Here is a 17647-nt window from a genome sequence, read left to right as displayed (position 1 = left end):
GTCTTGGACGTCCGGGGTGCGACCGCGGTGGAATACGGCATCCTCGGCGGTCTGCTGGCGGTTGCCATCATCGCCGGGTTCGGAATCTTGAGCGGCAGCATCGAAGAGGTGCTGACCACCATCGCCAGCCACATCACCACCAACTGACCGGTTGCACCGACCAGGTGCAGGCCGGATCAGGCGTCGTCGGAATGCCTGTCGACGCGAAGCGCATCCGCCAGCCGCACCTTGGCGGAGCCCGGCTTCAACGGCTTCTGCTGGCTTTCGTGCGGCGCCCAGCCTGACACATAGACGACCGAGAAGGTCGCCCGGATGCGGCCGTCCGGGTCGGAATAGCGCTCGGCATACAGCTCCGCGGCCCGGACGAAGAAACGTCGCGTCAGCGGTTTGCGGCTGCGGCCGACGAGCGGGTTGGTCATGCCCATGGCGCGCAGGTCGCGCATCAGGTCGAACAGCGTGTCGTAGCGCACGGTATAGCTTTCCGCATCGATGACAGGCAGGGCAAAGCCCGCCCGCTGTAGCAGGGCGCCGATATCGCGGACGTCGGCGAACGGGATGACCCGCGGGCTGGCGCCACCGGAAATGTCCGCCTCGGCAGACAGCAGAACATCGCGCAGTTCGCCAAGCGTCCCGGCACCCGGGATGGCGGCCAGGAACAGGCCGTCCGGTTTCAGTGCCCGGCGGATGCGTACCATCATGCCCGGCGTGTCGTTGGTCAGGTGGAGTGACAGCGGCGACAGGACGAGGTTGACCGACTGGTCGGCGAGCGGCACCTCCTCGAGGGCGGCGACGGCGAGATCTTCCCCGGGCCTCGCGAAGGCACTGCTCGTCTCGACCCGCTTGATGCTGCCGATCCGTCCGGTCGCCATGGCTTCGCGGGCCGCCGAACCGGTGCCGCCGTGCAGTTCGACGGCCTCGTCGAAGTGCCGCTCGACCACCGACAGCCGCTCAGAAAGCTCGCGCGCCGTGACGTCGAGCAGAAAATCCGCGCCAGCGGTTGCCTGCCTGAGGGCGCGTTCGCGGCGGGCCGCCACCAGCGGCAGGTCGAAGAGAATGTCCATCGTCAATACCCGTCTAAATCACCGGTCGCATGGGCGCCAGCGAAGGGTTAAAGTCAAGAGATGGGGGAAGAGTTGCGCGAAATCCAGGTGAATGGGCGACGAGCGCAGCCTCGGCGATGGCTCCGGCCGGTGCTTGATCTTCTTTATCCGCCCTGCTGTGCCGCCTGCGCGGTCCGCACCTCCGATCATTCAGCACTGTGCCCTGCCTGCTGGACGCAGATGCGCTTCATCGAGCGTCCGTACTGCGAGGTGCTGGGCATTCCGTTTTCCTACGATCTGGGGGAGGGGATGCTGAGTGCCGAAGCGATTGCCTCGCCGCCGGTGTTCGACCGCCTGCGCTCCGTTGCCTTGCACGAAGGGCCGGCACGGGCGCTGGTGCATGGCCTGAAATACCGGGACCGGACCGATCTGGCGCCGATGATGGCGGCATGGATGCGGCGTGCCGCCGGTTCTCACCTGGAGCAGTGCGAGGCAATCATTCCGGTGCCGCTTCACTGGACGCGCCTGGTCCTGCGGCGCTTCAACCAGGCTGCCGAACTGGCACGTGCCCTGTCGCGCCAGTCGGATCGGCCGCTGGTGGTCTCGGCGCTATCCCGTTCGAAGCGCACGAAGCGGCAGGTGGGACTGACCGCGAAGGCGCGAGAGGAGAACCTCAGGGCGGCGTTCAAGGTGGCGAAGGGCCATGAGAACGAGGTGTTCGGCAAGCGTGTGGTGCTGGTCGACGATGTCTATACGACAGGTGCGACGGTCGCCTCTGCAGCCCGTGCGCTGAAGCGTGCAGGCGCCACCGAGGTGACGGTTTTGACCTTTGCAATGGCTTTGCGCCAGCCTATATGACGACCATAGGCAGAGCGCCCGGAATTCCCCGCGGGCCCTCCAGTCCACGGAGAAAATTCATGGCCGACGTTGTTATCTACACCCGCCAGATGTGTGGCTACTGTGCCCGCGCGAAGTCGCTCCTTCAGTCCAAGGGCGTCGATTTTACCGAGCACGATGCCAGTCATTCACAGGAACTGCGCCAGGAAATGATCGGCAAGTCCAATGGCCGGTCGACCTTCCCGCAGATCTTCATCAACGGCACGCATATCGGCGGCTGCGACGATCTTCATGCACTGGACCGTGATGGCCGCCTGGATCCGATGCTTGCCCAGTAATCCATCGCCTTAACCGACGGAGAGTGACATGACGTTCAAGGCCGCCGCCATCCAGATGTGTTCGGGCGTCGATCCGCAGCGCAACGCCGATACGATGGCGCGGCTCGTCCGCGATGCGGCGGCCCAGGGTGCTGTCTATGTCCAGACGCCGGAAATGACGGGTGCCTTGCAAAAGGACCGGGTGGGCCTGCGGGCCATCCTGCGCGACGAGAGCGCCGACCTGATCGTTGCTCGGGCGGGTGAGCTTGCCCGCGAGCTCGGCATCCATGTGCATGTCGGTTCGACGGCCATCGCCCGTCCCGACGGCAAGATCGCCAACCGCGGCTTCCTGTTCTCGCCGACCGGCGAGCGCCTCAGCTCCTACGACAAGATCCACATGTTCGACGTCGACCTCGACAATGGCGAAAACTGGCGCGAAAGCTCAGCCTACGAGCCGGGATCGCAGGCCCGGGTGGTCGAACTGCCGTTTGCGACGCTCGGCTTTGCGATCTGCTACGACGTGCGCTTCCCGCAGCTGTTCCGGGCCGAAGCCATGGCGGGAGCCGAGGTGCTGACGGTTCCTGCCGCCTTCACCCGCCAGACCGGCGAGGCGCACTGGGAGGTGCTGCTGCGGGCGCGGGCCATCGAGAACGGTGCCTTCGTCATCGCCGCAGCGCAGGCCGGCATTCACGAGGATGGCCGCGAAACCTTCGGTCACTCGATGATCATCGATCCCTGGGGCAAGGTGCTGGCGAGTGCGGCCGGAACGGGCGAGGCTGTCGTGCTTGCGGAGATCGACGTCAGTGCCGTGAAGGCGGCACGCGGCAAGATCCCCAACCTCAAGAATGCGCGTGAGTTCACTCTTGAGCAGTCGGCCGGCAAAGCGGGAGGCGTCGCAGCTTGATCCGATACTCTCTGATCTGCGACAATGCCCATGGCTTCGAAGGCTGGTTTTCGGAGAGCGCCGAGTTCGACCGCCAGGTCGAAAGCGGGTTCCTGACCTGTCCGACCTGCGGCTCAGGCGCGATCTCGAAGACGCTGATGGCGCCGTCCGTCAGCACGGCCCGCACAAAGGAAGCCCGCCAGCAAGTGGTTATGGACGTGGTGCGCCAGGAGGCCATCGCCAAGCTGAAGGAAGCCGTCGCGGCGATCAAGGCGAATGCCGAGGACGTCGGCGAGCGCTTTCCCGAGGAAGCCCGCAAGATCCATTACGGAGAAGCGGATGCGCGCGGCATCGTCGGCCAGGCGAGCCTCGTGGATGTCCAGGAACTCATCGAGGAAGGCATCGAAGTTGCGCCGCTACCGGTGCTGCCGGACGATACCAACTGAGACGACGGGCTTCATCGCCTCAGCTTCGTTTTTCACACAGAACCGTCAGCCGTCTTCAGCGCCGGCCGCTTCGTCAGCATCATGTAGTTGACGTCCATGTCGCGTGACAGGTTCCAGCGATCCTGCAGCACATTGTAGAACACGCCAGTGCGGTGGATAACGTCCAGGCCCCCTGCGACCAGCGGCCGCTCAATTTCTTGCGGCCGCACCAGCTTCTCATAGCTGTGGGTCCCGCGCGGCAGCCAGCGCAACACATTCTCGGCGGCGAAGATGGCAAGCGCTCCGGCCTTCAGGGTGCGGTTGATGGTGGCGACGAACATCAGCCCGCCCGGCCGGACCATCGAGGCGCATGTGGACATGAACAGGTTGACGTCCGCAACATGCTCGACGACCTCCATGTTGAGGATGACGTCGAAGGTTTCGCCGGCCGCGGCCAGTTGCTCAGCCGGCACCGCCCGGTAGTCGACAGTCACGCCGCTTTCTGCCGCATGGGTTTGCGCGATGCGGACGTTCTTCTCGGAGGGGTCGGCGCCGACCACAGTTGCGCCCATGCGCGCCATCGGCTCGGACAACAGGCCGCCACCGCAGCCGATATCAAGGAAGCGGAGACCCTCGAAGGGCCTGGGACTTCTCGGATCGCGGTCGAAGTTCTCGCACACGCGATCGCGAATGTAGGAGAGCCTGACCGGGTTGAACTTGTGCAGAGGCTTGAACTTGCCCGTCGGGTTCCACCATTCGGCGGCCATGGCGGAGAATCGGTCCACCTCGCTCTGATCGATGGTGGTCGCGGCGGTATCGCTCATCGGTGCACTCCTTGTCGTCTGTCGAGCCTGAAGTCGTCTTGCTGCCGGCACTTGTCAAGCCTGAGGGGCGGTGGCGCCGACGCGTTTGCAGCGCCGGCTTGCGGGTCGACGGCTTTCATCTATATCTCTGAACCTGACTGACGGGAAAGCAGAGCTTTTCCCAAGGTTCAAATTCGTCAAGACATGAAAAGAACAAAATCCCGCTGGCGTTTGACAGCAGAAGGGACGTTGAAACCAAGAACAACGGGTTCCTGAGGAGGACACTTGTGAAACGTCAAATAATGAAGGCTCTGGCGGTCGGCATCCTGCTGGCTCTGCCAACCGTTGCGTCAGCTGCCACCAACGGCGTGGCGACAACGAATGTGAACATGCGCTCGGGTCCGAGCACGTCCTATCCCGCCGTGGTCGTCATCCCGGCCGGTGCGCCGATCTCCATCAACGGCTGCCTGAGCAACGTCAACTGGTGCGATGTCACCTTTGCCCGCGGTCGCGGCTGGGTGTCCGGCAACTATATCCAGGCGACCTACCGCCAGAACCGCGTTTATGTCGGTCCGCAGTACTATCGTCCGCTCGGCATCCCGACGGTTACGTTCGACGTCGACAACTACTGGGGCCGCTACTATCGCGACCGCGACTTCTACCGCGAACGGGATCGCTGGCGTGGCTGGGACTACCGCCGCGTCGATGCACCGCCGCCGCGCTGGGACAATCGCCGTCCGGATCCGGGCTTCGACCGTGATCGCTACCGCGACGACAACCGTTATCGCGACCAGGATCGTTACCGCAACGACGACCGCTATCGTAATGACGACCGCTACGGCAACGACGACGGCTACCGGGACGAGGAGCGTCGCGATCGGCGGCCTCGCTGGAGCGATGACAACCGCGATGACAATCGTGACAACAGCCGCGACCGCAATCAGCGGCAGCAGGAGCCCGATCGTCGTCAGCAGCAGCAACCTCCGGCACCGCAGCCGCAACCGCAGGCCCAACCTCCGGCACCGCCGCCGCAAGCGGGAGGCGATGATTGCCGTCCGCCGCAGCCCTGCCTGTTCCTGCGCGAACAGCAGCGCAACACGCGAGACTGACATGATCACGAACGCGGCGCTCCGGCGCCGCGTTCTGCCTCGTCCACACTGCCTTGCCCATTGCGCCTCCGCCCCCTTTTCGCTAAGAGGACGCCGCAATGCCTTGGGCTCAGGTCGCAAGGCGACCCGAGTTGGAGCCGCGCCCTGAACCGGGAGCGCGAAAAGGTGGTTTTGGTCGGATATGGCTCGCATTGTCATGAAGTTCGGCGGCACGTCTGTCGCCAATCTCGAACGCATTCATAACGTTGCGCGTCACGTCAAACGGGAGGTGGATGCCGGTCACGAAGTGGCTGTCGTCGTCTCGGCAATGTCCGGCAAGACCAACGAACTGGTCGCCTGGGTGCAGGATACGCCGAAGGTCGCCGGCGGCAACTCGCCGTTCTATGATGCCCGTGAATATGACGCGATCGTCGCATCCGGCGAGCAGGTGACTTCCGGTCTCCTTGCGATCGCGCTGCAATCGATGGGCGTCAACGCGCGTTCGTGGCAGGGCTGGCAGATCCCGATCCGCACGGACAACGCACATGGCGCCGCACGCATCCTCGATATCGACGGAAGCGAGATCATCCGCCGCATGGGCGAGGGGCAGGTGGCGGTGGTCGCCGGCTTCCAGGGACTTGGGCCCGACAATCGCATCGCCACACTTGGACGCGGCGGCTCGGATACCTCGGCGGTGGCGATCGCTGCTGCGGTGAAGGCAGATCGCTGCGACATCTACACCGATGTCGACGGCGTCTACACCACCGACCCGCGCATCGTGCCGAAGGCCCGGCGGCTGAAGAAGATCTCGTTCGAGGAGATGCTGGAAATGGCCTCGCTCGGCGCCAAGGTCCTGCAGGTCCGCTCGGTCGAGCTTGCCATGGTGCACAAGGTGCGCACCTTCGTCCGCTCCAGTTTCGAGGATCCCGATGCACCGGGCATGGGCGACCTCATCAATCCGCCCGGTACGTTGATTTGCGACGAGGAAGAGATCGTGGAACAGGAAGTCGTTACCGGCATCGCCTATGCCAAGGATGAAGCGCAGATTTCGCTGCGTCGCGTATCCGATCGCCCCGGCGTCTCCGCCGCCATTTTCGGCCCGCTGGCCGAGGCGCATATCAATGTCGACATGATCGTCCAGAACATCTCCGAGGACGGCTCGAAGACCGACATGACCTTCACCGTCCCGTCCGGCGATGTCGACAAGGCGCTGAAGGTGCTGGACGATAACAAGGACCGAATCGGTTTCGACGTGGCGCAGAGCGAACTCGGCCTCTGCAAGGTGTCGGTCGTCGGCATCGGCATGCGCAGCCACGCAGGCGTCGCGGCGCTCGCTTTCAAGGCGCTTGCCGAAAAGAGCATCAACATCCGGGCGATCACGACCTCCGAGATCAAGATCTCTGTGCTCATCGACGGCGCCTATTCCGAACTTGCAGTTCGCTCTTTGCATTCTGCCTACGGTCTCGATAAGAGTTGACGTTGAACCGGCGCGTCGCGTCTCCACCTTTGGAGGTGCGCCGTGGTCCGGGTAGATAGACCTGTTTTCGGGAGCACCTATGCCGATGAGAGACCTGTCGGCAGGCCCGCGCGTCCTGCTCAAGCGGCTACGGGAGTTGATGGCGGAACCGCTTGAGCCGCAGGAGCGGCTCGACCGGATCGTGCGGCAGATTGCCAGCAACATGGTGGCGGAGGTCTGCTCCGTCTATGTCCTGCGCTCAGACGGCGTTCTCGAACTCTATGCGACCGAAGGCCTGAACAAGGACGCGGTCCACCTGGCTCAGCTGAAGATGGGGCAGGGTCTCGTCGGCACGATTGCCGCATCGGCACAGCCGCTCAATCTCTCGGATGCGCAGGCACACCCGGCCTTCCGGTATCTCCCCGAGACCGGCGAAGAAATCTACCACTCCTTCCTCGGCGTGCCGATCTTGCGCGCCGGCCGCACTTTGGGCGTGCTCGTCGTCCAGAACAAGGCGCAGCGAAACTACCGCGAAGACGAGGTAGAGGCGCTGGAAACCACCGCAATGGTGATCGCCGAAATGATCGCGACCGGAGAGTTGAAGAAGATTACCCAGCCGGGCCTCGAGCTGGACCTTACCCGCGCGATCAGCATCGATGCCGACGGCTATAGCGAGGGGATCGGGCTGGGCCACGTGGTCCTGCACGAGCCGCGCGTCGTGGTGACCAACCTGCTGAACGAGGATACCGACCGGGAAATCGAGCGTCTCGTCGAGGCGATCGGCAGCCTGCGGCTGTCTATCGACGACATGCTGTCGCGGCGCGAGGTGTCGCAGGAGGGCGAGCATCGCGAAGTGCTCGAGACCTATCGAATGTTTGCCCATGATCAGGGCTGGGTCCGCCGCATGGAAGAGGCGATCCGCAACGGCCTGACGGCCGAAGCGGCGGTCGAGAAGGTGCAGAGCGACACCAAGGCGCGAATGATGCGCCTCACCGATCCTTACCTGCGCGAGCGGATGCACGATTTCGATGATCTTGCGAACCGCCTGCTGCGGCAACTGACCGGCTATTCCGGCCGCGCCTTCGATGATGGCTTCCCGACCGATGCGATCATATTTGCGCGTGCCATGGGGGCTGCCGAACTGCTTGACTATCCGCGCGAGAACCTGCGCGGTCTGGTTCTCGAAGACGGTGCCGTCACTAGCCATGTGGTGATCGTGGCGCGGGCGATGGGGATCCCGGTGATCGGCCAGGCGGCCGGCGTGGTGGCGCTTGTCGAAAACGGCGACACGGCGATTATCGATGGCGACGACGGGCAGGTGCACCTGCGGCCGGTGGCCGATCTGGTCAAGGCCTATGAGGAAAAGGTACGCCTGCGTGCCCGCCGCCAGGAACAGTTTCGCGCATTGCGCGACGTTGATTCGGTGACCAAGGACGGTCAGCGGATCAGCCTGATGATCAATGCCGGGCTGATGGTGGACGTGCCGCAGCTTGCCGAATCGGGCGCCGACGGCATCGGCCTTTTCCGCACCGAGCTGCAGTTCATGATCGCCTCGACGATGCCGAAGCTCGAGGAGCAAGAGGCCTTCTATCGCAACGTCCTGCGCCAGGCGGCCGGGCGGCCGGTAACGTTCCGCACGCTCGACATTGGCGGCGACAAGGTCGTCTCCTATTTCCGCAGCCAGGAAGAGGAGAACCCGGCGCTCGGCTGGCGGGCAATCCGCCTGTCGCTCGACCGGCCCGGACTGCTTCGCATTCAGCTGCGAGCCCTGCTGCGAGCGTCCGCTGGAGCCGAGCTGAAGATGATGCTGCCGATGGTGACGGAGGTGTTCGAGATCCGCGCCGTTCGGGACCTGGTGCAGAAGGAAGTCCAGCACCTGTCGAAGTTCGGCCACCCGCTGCCGCGCAAGCTGCAGTTCGGCGCGATGCTGGAAGTGCCGGCACTGATGTGGCAGCTGGATGAGTTGATGGCCGAAGTCGACTTCGTGTCGGTCGGCTCTAACGATCTGTTCCAGTTCTCGATGGCCGTCGATCGTGGCAATGCGCGGGTCTCCGACCGGTTCGACATCCTCGGCAAGCCGTTCCTGCGGATCCTGCGCGATATCGTCCGGGCTGCGGAGCGCAACAAGACGTCTCTGACGCTGTGCGGTGAAATGGCAGGGAGACCGTTGTCAGCCATGGCGCTGATCGGCATCGGCTTCCGTTCGGTTTCCATGACGCCGACGTCGATCGGCCCGGTGAAGGCGATGCTGCTCGGGCTGGACGCTGGCAGGCTGCAGGACGAGCTGAACCGGGTACTCGACGATCACGTCTCTACGGCATCGGTTCGCGAACTTCTGGTAAGCTTCGCCGACCAGCACCACATTCCCGTCTAGAACAACAACAAACATCTGGAGTGCAGCAGGGTGGCGAAGCTTCCTGTCGAAAAAATGCGTGAACTGGAACGCCGCTTCGGCGAGATCGAGGCGCGCATGTCCGAAGGACCGTCGGCTGACGCCTATGTGAAGCTGGCATCCGAATATTCCGAACTGCAGCCTGTCGTCGGCAAGATCCGCGAATACGAGAAGGCGGTGGCCGAGGAGACGGATCTGCGCACGCTGCTGGACGATCGCTCCACTGACCGCGACATGCGCGATCTGGCGGAGGCGGAGCTGCCGGGCGCGCAAGAGCGGATCGAGGCACTGGAAAAGGACATGCAGGTCCTTCTCCTGCCGAAGGACGCAGCCGACGAGAAGAGTGCGATCCTCGAAATTCGCGCCGGAACCGGCGGCAACGAGGCTGCTTTGTTCGCAGGCGACCTGTTTCGCATGTACGAGCGCTTTGCATCCACCAAGGGCTGGAAGGTCGAGGTGCTTTCCGCCAGTGAAGGGGAGGCGGGCGGATACCGCGAAATCATCGCAACCGTGACCGGTCGCGGCGTGTTCTCCAAGCTCAAGTTCGAATCCGGGGTGCATCGCGTGCAGCGCGTTCCGGATACGGAGACGCAGGGTCGCATCCACACGTCCGCAGCGACCGTCGCGGTTCTGCCGGAGGCGGAAGAAATCGACATCGAAGTTCGCGCCGAGGATATCCGCATCGATACGATGCGATCGTCGGGAGCTGGCGGCCAGCACGTCAACACGACCGACTCCGCGGTTCGCATCACCCACCTGCCGACGGGCCTCGTCGTCACCAGCTCGGAGAAATCGCAGCACCAGAACCGCGCCAAGGCCATGCAGGTGCTGCGTTCGCGGCTCTATGACATGGAGCGCCAGAAGGCCGACAGCGAACGCTCCGCCGACCGCAAGAGCCAGGTCGGTTCCGGAGACCGGTCGGAACGCATCCGTACCTACAATTTTCCGCAAGGCCGGGTGACGGACCACCGCATCAACCTGACGCTCTACAAGCTCGACCGGATGATGATCGGCGAGATCGACGAAGTGGTCGACGCGCTGATCTCGGACTACCAGGCAGGACAGTTGGCGCAACTGGGCGAGCCGCGGTGAGCGAGAACCTGGCTGCTCTGCTATCGGATGCCCGGCGTGTTCTCGAGGAGGGCGGATCGATCGATGCCGCCACCGACGCGCGGGTCTTGATCGCCGGTCTGCTGGATCTGAGCGTTGCCGATTTTGTTCTGCACGGCGACCGCGTGGTGCCGCCGGAACAGGTGCAGAGGGTGCGCGAGGCGCTGCAACGGCGGCTGCGTCACGAACCGGTGCACCGGATCCTCGGGCGCCGCGATTTCTTCGGCCTGACGCTGTCTCTGTCTCCGGATACACTGGAGCCGCGGCCGGATACCGAAGTTCTGGTCGATGCACTGATCCCGATCGCACGCGAGTTGGTCGCAAGAAATGGCGCCGCGCGCCTTCTCGACCTCGGTACCGGCACTGGTGCCATCGCGCTTGCTCTGCTCTCCGAAGTCGAAGGGCTGATGGCGACAGGCACGGATATCGCCCCGGGGGCACTTGAAACGGCTCTGAGGAATGCCGATCTGAATGGTCTGGGCGATCGCTTCGCCTGCGTCGAGAGCCGGTGGTTCGATGCGGTGGAGGGTCGATTTGACATCATCGTGTCGAATCCCCCCTATATTCGCAGTGCTGTCATCCCCGGACTTGATCCGGATGTCAGGGATTTCGATCCAATGCTGGCCTTGGACGGGGGCGCTGACGGGCTCGATGCCTACCGCGCCATAGCACTCGGTGCCGAAGCCTTTCTGAACGATCACGGCGTGGTCGCCCTGGAGATCGGATACGACCAGAAACAAGCCGTCACGGACATCTTCGCGGAAAAAGAATACCATTTTCTGACGGCAGTAACGGACTACGGCGGCAACGATCGCGGGCTCGTATTTTTTCGAGAAAAGCCATAGATTTCCTAGTCTTGACAGGCTTTTGCAGGCGCGAAAGAAAAGGCTTGGATTTCCGCGGGAAGCGCGATAGGTTGCGGTCACGCACTAGGCGGCTGGGAATGAACGGAGATTCGTTCGGGTTACGCTCAACCGGTCAGCAGCTTTCCTTGGAAGGCTTCTAGGTTGAACATTACCTAATGCGTGCATCAGTTAAACTGACTTCCACCAGCGGCAGGACGGATGGATCGAGCCTGTCCGCGGCACGTGAAGCTTCGTTGCGGCGTGATGCCGCCTGGCTACGTGGCCCCCTAATCAGCAAATATAGAGAATTCAGGTGAGAAATCGATGAGGCCAGGACAGCAAAATAAGCGTGGTCGGGGGCGTGGCAATAACAACAATAATAGCAACAGCGGCGGCGGTGGCGGTAACAACTTCAACCGCAAGGGCTCAAATCCGCTGACGCGGACGTATGATAGCTCCGGCCCCGATGTAAAGATCCGCGGTACTGCCCAGCACATTGCCGAAAAGTACAGCACGCTTGCCCGGGATGCGCAGAGCGCCGGCGACCGCGTGATGGCAGAAAATTACCTTCAGCACGCCGAACACTACAACCGCATCATTGCTGCCGCCCAGGCGCAGATGCAGGAACGCTTCCAGCGCGACGATCGCCAGGATTACAACGACCGCGACGGCGATGGTGACGACTTCGACGGCAATGACGGTGACGACAACAACAGCATGTCGCAGCCGGTCAGCCATGCACCGCAGCATCAGCCGGCGCCTGTTCGCGCTCCTGCCGCTCCGGTTGCTGCAGACAACAGCGCCGATGACGGCAGCGGTCCGCAGCCGGTGATCGAGGGAACGCCGGCCGAAGTGGCGATGGAAGAGGAAGGTGCTCCGGCCCGCGAGCGCCAGCCGCGCCGCCGCAACGCCAGCAATCGCCCGCGCCGTCCGCGCCGCACCGCTGAAGGCGGCGAAGGCGAGGCGGCATCGGACGATGCGCCAGCAATGGCCGAAGCCTCGTCCGAGTAAGCTTCACGGCAGATCGACATTTGAGACCCCGGTGGACCTTCCGCCGGGGTTTTTCTTTGGCCGATCTTTAAACGGCAAAAAGCGCCCACCATATTGCGCTGCAGGTGCTTTACCGCTCACGTGAACGGTGAAGCCGGGCTCGCCTTTGAGGGAGCTCAATCTCAATCATCGGCCTGTGCCTTATAAGGGCAGGTCGATCCATGGAGGTCAGGGAATGAACATCGAGAAATACTCCGAACGGGTCCGCGGCTTCTTGCAGTCCGCGCAGACCCACGCCCTCTCGGAAGGGCACCAGCAATTCACGCCCGAGCACGTGCTGAAAGTGCTTCTGGACGATGACCAGGGCATGGCCTCGTCGCTGATCGAGCGCGCCGGCGGCAATGCCAAGGAAGCGCGGATCGCCAATGATGCCGCACTTGCCAAGCTGCCGAAGGTGTCCGGCGGCAGTGGCCAGGTCTACCTGTCGCAGCCGCTCGCCAAGGTCTTCACGACGGCCGAGGATGCGGCGAAGAAGGCCGGCGACAGTTTCGTCACCGTCGAGCGCCTGCTGCTGGCACTTGCCATCGAGACATCCGCTTCCACATCGGCGAGCTTGAAGAAGGCCGGCGTCACCGCCCAGGCGCTCAACCAGGTGATCAACGATATCCGCAAGGGACGCACCGCCGACAGCGCCAATGCCGAACAAGGCTTCGACGCGCTGAAGAAGTTTGCCCGCGATCTGACGGCGGAAGCCCGTGACGGCAGGCTCGATCCGGTCATCGGCCGCGATGACGAGATCCGCCGCACGATGCAGGTGCTGTCCCGGCGTACCAAGAACAATCCGGTGCTGATCGGCGAACCCGGCGTTGGCAAGACGGCGATCGCCGAAGGGCTGGCGCTGCGCATCATCGAGGGCGACGTTCCGGAAAGCCTGAAGGACAAGAAGCTGATGGCGCTCGACATGGGCGCGCTGATTGCCGGTGCGAAGTATCGCGGAGAGTTCGAGGAGCGCCTGAAGAGCGTCTTGAACGAAGTGCAGTCGGAAAACGGCGAGATCATTTTGTTCATCGACGAGATGCACACGCTGGTCGGTGCCGGCAAGGCGGATGGGGCGATGGACGCCTCCAACCTCCTGAAGCCGGCACTGGCACGCGGCGAGTTGCACTGCGTTGGTGCAACGACGCTCGACGAGTATCGCAAGCATGTGGAAAAGGATCCCGCACTTGCCCGTCGTTTCCAGCCGGTGATGGTTGATGAGCCGACGGTCGAGGATACGATCTCCATCCTGCGCGGCCTCAAGGAGAAATACGAGCAGCATCACAAGGTGCGGATCTCCGATTCGGCACTGGTCTCGGCTGCGACCCTGTCGAACCGCTACATCACCGACCGTTTCCTGCCCGACAAGGCAATCGACCTGATGGACGAGGCCGCCTCGCGGCTGCGGATGCAGGTGGACAGCAAGCCCGAGGAACTCGACGAGCTCGATCGCCGCATCATGCAGCTGAAGATCGAGCGCGAAGCCTTGAAGAAGGAAACCGACAGTGCTTCCGCCGATCGTCTCGCCCGGCTCGACGGCGAGGTGACGTCGCTGGAAGAGCAGGCGGACGCGCTGACGGCGCGCTGGCAGGCGGAAAAGCAGAAGCTCGGCCTCGCCGCCGATCTGAAGCGCCAGCTCGACGAGGCGCGTAATGAACTGGCGACTGCCCAGCGCAGGGGCGAATTCCAGCGTGCCGGCGAACTGACCTACGGGGTCATCCCGGAGCTGGAGAAGCAGTTGACGGAGGCCGAAGCGCAGGACGGCTCGACCAATGCCATGGTGCAGGAAGTCGTGACGCCCGATGCCATTGCCCACGTCGTTTCCCGCTGGACCGGTATCCCAGTCGACAAGATGCTGGAAGGCGAACGCGACAAGCTGCTGCGGATGGAAGACGAGTTGGCGAAGTCCGTCGTCGGCCAGGGCGATGCGGTGCAGGCCGTGTCGCGGGCCGTGCGTCGTTCGCGCGCCGGGCTGCAGGATCCGAACCGGCCGATCGGCTCGTTCATCTTCCTCGGCCCGACCGGCGTCGGCAAAACGGAGCTGACCAAGTCGCTTGCCCGCTTCCTGTTCGACGACGAGACCTCGATGGTGCGGCTCGACATGTCGGAATACATGGAGAAGCATTCGGTCGCGCGGCTGATCGGTGCACCTCCGGGCTATGTCGGATATGATGAGGGCGGTGCGCTGACGGAAGCCATCCGCCGCAAGCCCTACCAGGTCGTGCTGTTCGACGAAATCGAGAAGGCGCATCCGGATGTCTTCAATGTTCTCCTGCAGGTGCTCGACGACGGGCGGCTGACGGACGGGCAGGGCCGCACGGTCGACTTCAAGAACACGATGATCATCATGACCTCGAATCTCGGGGCGGAATATCTGACCGGGCTTCGCGAGGACGAGGATTCGGAAAGCGTGCGCGAGCAGGTGATGGGCGTGGTGAAAGCCTCGTTCCGTCCGGAATTCCTCAACCGCGTCGACGAGATCATCCTGTTCCACAGGCTGAAGCGCAACGAGATGGGCGCAATCGTCGACATCCAGATGAAGCGGCTGCTCTCGCTGCTGTCGGATCGCAAGATCGCCCTCGAACTGAGCGACGATGCACGCGAATGGCTGGCGGACAAGGGTTATGATCCGGTCTACGGCGCGCGGCCGCTGAAGCGGGTGATCCAGAAGTTCCTGCAGGATCCGCTGGCGGAGCAGATCCTCGGTGGCAAGGCGCCCGACGGCTCGACCGTCAAGGTGTCGGCGGGATCGGATCGCCTGCTGTTCTACGTCAAGAAGGACGTCGCCGAAGCGGCATGATCAACCAAAAAGGGCCATCCTCCGGGGTGGCCCTTTTTCGTTTCCGCGCTGACTGACCGGTCTATGAACAGCGCTGGACCAGTGCTCAACTATCGAAAGCTGCGGCCAAGCGACGGGGTCTGCTTCGTCTCGCCGCGAGTACGCCCAATCGCGACGTCCTCTTCCGGCGGGTCCGCCCGCTGCAGGACATCGGATTGAAGGTTGAGTTCGCGCCGCATGCCTTGGCTGAGCACGGCTGGTTTGCCGGAACCGACGAGGAGCAGCTTGATGCGGATTGCCGGACGCTTTCGTGTCGTCCTGAGCAGGCTTACTTCGCTGCAACCTGGTTCGACTGGTTGTCAGGCGCAAGCAGGGCATCGATCCGCTTGCGCTCCTCTTCGAAACGGGCAAGCGCGGTGCCGGTGAGCGACTTGCCGCCCGGCAGGCGGACCTTCATCGCGTCGACCTTCGTGCCGTTGACGATCAATTCGTAGTGCAGATGGGCGCCGGTGGAGGCGCCGGTCGAGCCGACATAGCCGATCACCTGACCCTGAGTGATGCGGGCACCTTCGCGCACGCCCTTGGCGATGGCGCTCTGGTGATTGTAGGAGGTCTCGTAACCGTTGGGGTGCTTGACGATCGTCTGGTTGCCATAGCCGGAGGCCCAGCCTGAGCGCTCGACAACCCCGTTGCCGGTGGCGATGATCGGCGTGCCGCGCGAGGCGGCCCAGTCGGTACCGGTATGCATGCGCGAGTAACCGAGGATCGGGTGGCGACGCATGCCGAAGCCGGAGGTCATCCGGCCGTTCGGAACCGGGTTGCGCAGCAGGAACTGGCGGATGCTCTTGCCGTCCTGGTCGAAGTAATCGACCGTGTTTTCGTCGAGGTTCTGGTAGCGATAGAAGCGGGTCACCGTGTCGCCGAACCTGGCATTCACGTAGAGAAGTTCGGAATTCGGCCCGGCGGCGCCGTTCTCGTCGGCAGCCGAGAAGAAGGCTTCGATGGAATCCGTCGGCTTGAGCTGCGCCTGGAGATCCACCGTGCTCGCCAGGAGCTTGACGATCAGGCCGGTCATGTCGGTGGTCATTCCATAGGAAAGAGCCGCCCGATAGATCCCGTCATAGATGCTCGGCAGGTCGCGTCCCGGCTGCACGACCGGGCTGTCATCGGAAAAGGCGCTGTTGATCGCATCGAGATGCGCCGGTTCGGCGCCCCGCACGTAATGCCGGTCGTCGTCGAGCGCAACGGTCGCCTGATGCAGGCCTTTCCGGTAGAGGGAGGCGCGAACGATCGAGACGAGATCGGACTCCTGAATGAGGCCGATCCGCAGGACGTCTCCGGTCTCCAGCGTTTCACTGCCAATCTCGGCACCCAGATCGCTGCTGATCTCTCCCGCCTGCTCGCTCGGATAGCCGACCGCCGTCATCGCCTCGGCAATTGACTGCGCCCGACGCACAGGAATAACGTCGTCGGCATAGTCGCGGGTTTTTGGCGTCACCGGTTCCGGGGACGATACCGACATGTTCTCTTCGACGATACGCGCCGACAGCGGAATGCCGACCGACAGATCGTTGTCGTCGCCTTCGAAGCGCTGTGGATCGACATAATAGAGCGAGGCGACCTGTGTCGTTCCGTCGGTCAGCACCGAACCGTTGGTGCGGACATTCTCCTCCACTTCGTCAAGCGACATGCCCGGCGCATAGGCAAGGTCGACGGATTTGGTGGGAAACGCCTGGCTCTGCAGGCTGACCTCGGATTCCACCTGCGAACCGTAGATGACGCCGGGGTTTGGAGCTGCCTCGTCGGCATCACGCTCGCCGGTGGAGAAGATCGTCAAGGGATCGAAGGCCGGGTAGTCGTCCTTCGGCGCCTGATGATAGGCGGCAAGCGTCATCAGCACGTGGGAGAAGGGCTGGCGGCGGACGATCTCCTTGTTGCCTTCCTTCACCAAGGTCGCGACTTCCATCACCTTGCGGCCGGTCGGCTTGGCCACGACCTTGCCGCCCAAGATGCGTTTGCCGCGGCTGACGCCATCGCTGCTGTGCGAGGGGAGGGCGGCGAAGGCTTCGGCGGGAATGGCAAGCTGCTGTCGCCCGTCGAGTGCTGCAAACAGGGCGACGCCCATCAGGATCGACGAGGTGATGCCGGTGAGGAAGGTGCCGGACAGCCAGCGCAGGGAGATCTCGCGGCGATCCGGCGCGCGTCGCCCGTCCGCCAGGATCGGTGCGTCGTTACCCAGCGATGACACCATGGCCTGAGGCGTCGTCATTCCTGTCGTGCCATCCCTGTTTTTGATCGCCGGTCTTGTGGCGGCTTGTCTGAAGATGTGCCCAATACGCGGGCCGAAGTCAAATCAGACGGTGTATCGGCAAGACCTCTCGACCCTTGCCGCACGCACGCTTCTTTAACTCCGGGACTAGTCGCCGATTGTGGAGAACTCGCGGCGACCGGTCCTCATCGGGTGCGAGCCTGTGGAGAGAGGATTTGTGCCCGGCATTCCCGTCGCCCTGAAGGGCGCTTTAGGGATGCCGAATGTCGGATTTCCAAAAATTGCTAGCAACACCAGCACCTTACGAATTTTCTGAAGTTTTTGCGACGGTGGTTGTTGACGTGTGGGAAGTGTGGATCTATAACCCCGATCACTGA

Annotated in this window: 16 protein-coding genes; 12 read left to right on the top strand and 4 right to left on the bottom strand. The window is 63.3% G+C overall.

The genetic code is table 11. The features are described 5' to 3' along the window. Positions 1 to 3: 3 nt before the first annotated feature. On the top strand, positions 4 to 147 hold the full coding sequence (locus AAIH46_RS17720) for a Flp family type IVb pilin (RefSeq protein ID WP_430307375.1): 144 nt from the start codon (positions 4 to 6) through the stop codon (positions 145 to 147). A 29-nt stretch (positions 148 to 176) separates the two neighbouring features. On the opposite strand, the gene AAIH46_RS17715 is transcribed toward AAIH46_RS17720, so the two are convergent. Continuing rightward, a complete protein-coding gene (locus tag AAIH46_RS17715; RefSeq protein WP_430307374.1) occupies positions 177 to 1061 on the bottom strand; it encodes a methyltransferase domain-containing protein in 885 nt (294 codons plus the stop codon). 60 nt (positions 1062 to 1121) lie between these two features. On the opposite strand from AAIH46_RS17715, the gene AAIH46_RS17710 reads away from it, so the two are divergent. The 4 genes from AAIH46_RS17710 to AAIH46_RS17695 are packed head-to-tail and all read left to right on the top strand — an operon-like array spanning position 1122 to position 3523. Next, positions 1122 to 1898 carry a ComF family protein gene (locus AAIH46_RS17710; protein ID WP_430307373.1) on the top strand — a complete coding sequence of 259 codons (777 nt, stop codon included), beginning with the start codon at positions 1122 to 1124 and terminating at the stop codon, positions 1896 to 1898. 59 nt (positions 1899 to 1957) lie between these two features. Beyond that, positions 1958 to 2215 carry a glutaredoxin 3 gene (gene grxC, locus AAIH46_RS17705; protein WP_430307372.1) on the top strand — a complete coding sequence of 86 codons (258 nt, stop codon included), beginning with the start codon at positions 1958 to 1960 and terminating at the stop codon, positions 2213 to 2215. Positions 2216 to 2243: 28 nt separating this feature from the next. After that, on the top strand, positions 2244 to 3098 hold the full coding sequence (locus AAIH46_RS17700) for a carbon-nitrogen hydrolase family protein (RefSeq protein ID WP_430307371.1): 855 nt from the start codon (positions 2244 to 2246) through the stop codon (positions 3096 to 3098). After that, positions 3095 to 3523, top strand: coding sequence for a DUF1178 family protein (locus AAIH46_RS17695; RefSeq protein ID WP_430307370.1), 429 nt, complete (start codon positions 3095 to 3097; stop codon positions 3521 to 3523). Before AAIH46_RS17700 ends, AAIH46_RS17695 begins: the two co-directional genes overlap by 4 nt. A gap of 32 nt (positions 3524 to 3555) precedes the next feature. On the opposite strand, the gene ubiG is transcribed toward AAIH46_RS17695, so the two are convergent. Continuing rightward, positions 3556 to 4326 carry a bifunctional 2-polyprenyl-6-hydroxyphenol methylase/3-demethylubiquinol 3-O-methyltransferase UbiG gene (ubiG, locus tag AAIH46_RS17690; protein WP_430307369.1) on the bottom strand — a complete coding sequence of 257 codons (771 nt, stop codon included), beginning with the start codon at positions 4324 to 4326 and terminating at the stop codon, positions 3556 to 3558. Positions 4327 to 4592: 266 nt separating this feature from the next. Between ubiG and AAIH46_RS17685 the strand changes: the two genes are divergently transcribed. From AAIH46_RS17685 to clpB, 7 genes are all read left to right on the top strand, one after another. Next, complete coding sequence (locus AAIH46_RS17685; RefSeq protein WP_430307368.1) at positions 4593 to 5414, top strand: SH3 domain-containing protein; 822 nt, start codon at positions 4593 to 4595, stop codon at positions 5412 to 5414. A 181-nt stretch (positions 5415 to 5595) separates the two neighbouring features. After that, positions 5596 to 6870: an aspartate kinase gene (locus AAIH46_RS17680; RefSeq protein ID WP_430307367.1), complete on the top strand. Its 1275-nt coding sequence runs from the start codon at positions 5596 to 5598 to the stop codon at positions 6868 to 6870. A gap of 85 nt (positions 6871 to 6955) precedes the next feature. Then, entirely contained in the window at positions 6956 to 9223 is a 2268-nt protein-coding gene (gene ptsP, locus AAIH46_RS17675; RefSeq protein WP_430307748.1) for a phosphoenolpyruvate--protein phosphotransferase, read from the top strand. Between the two features lie 30 nt (positions 9224 to 9253). Then, on the top strand, positions 9254 to 10333 hold the full coding sequence (gene prfA / locus AAIH46_RS17670) for a peptide chain release factor 1 (RefSeq protein WP_430307365.1): 1080 nt from the start codon (positions 9254 to 9256) through the stop codon (positions 10331 to 10333). Beyond that, positions 10330 to 11196 (top strand): peptide chain release factor N(5)-glutamine methyltransferase, encoded by an 867-nt coding sequence (prmC, locus tag AAIH46_RS17665; protein ID WP_430307364.1) that lies wholly within the window; start codon positions 10330 to 10332, stop codon positions 11194 to 11196. Before prfA ends, prmC begins: the two co-directional genes overlap by 4 nt. A 324-nt stretch (positions 11197 to 11520) precedes the next feature. Continuing rightward, on the top strand, positions 11521 to 12207 hold the full coding sequence (locus AAIH46_RS17660; RefSeq protein WP_430307363.1) for a DUF4167 domain-containing protein: 687 nt from the start codon (positions 11521 to 11523) through the stop codon (positions 12205 to 12207). Positions 12208 to 12421: 214 nt separating this feature from the next. Continuing rightward, a complete protein-coding gene (clpB, locus tag AAIH46_RS17655; protein WP_430307362.1) occupies positions 12422 to 15022 on the top strand; it encodes an ATP-dependent chaperone ClpB in 2601 nt (866 codons plus the stop codon). Between the two features lie 307 nt (positions 15023 to 15329). On the opposite strand, the gene AAIH46_RS17650 is transcribed toward clpB, so the two are convergent. Both AAIH46_RS17650 and AAIH46_RS17645 read right to left on the bottom strand, forming a co-directional pair. Continuing rightward, positions 15330 to 17270, bottom strand: a complete 1941-nt coding sequence (locus tag AAIH46_RS17650) for a M23 family metallopeptidase (RefSeq protein WP_430307361.1) — start codon at positions 17268 to 17270, stop codon at positions 15330 to 15332. 147 nt (positions 17271 to 17417) lie between these two features. After that, positions 17418 to 17647: hypothetical protein (locus AAIH46_RS17645; RefSeq protein ID WP_430307360.1), on the bottom strand; the 230-nt coding region annotated here is incomplete at its 5' end.

Source organism: Rhizobium sp. 0TCS1.26, from assembly GCF_050455525.1.
In the GTDB taxonomy this organism is placed as follows: Bacteria; Pseudomonadota; Alphaproteobacteria; order Rhizobiales; family Rhizobiaceae; genus Neorhizobium.
Note: the sequence above shows the minus strand (reverse complement) of the source record. Positions and strands in the feature narration are given on the sequence as shown.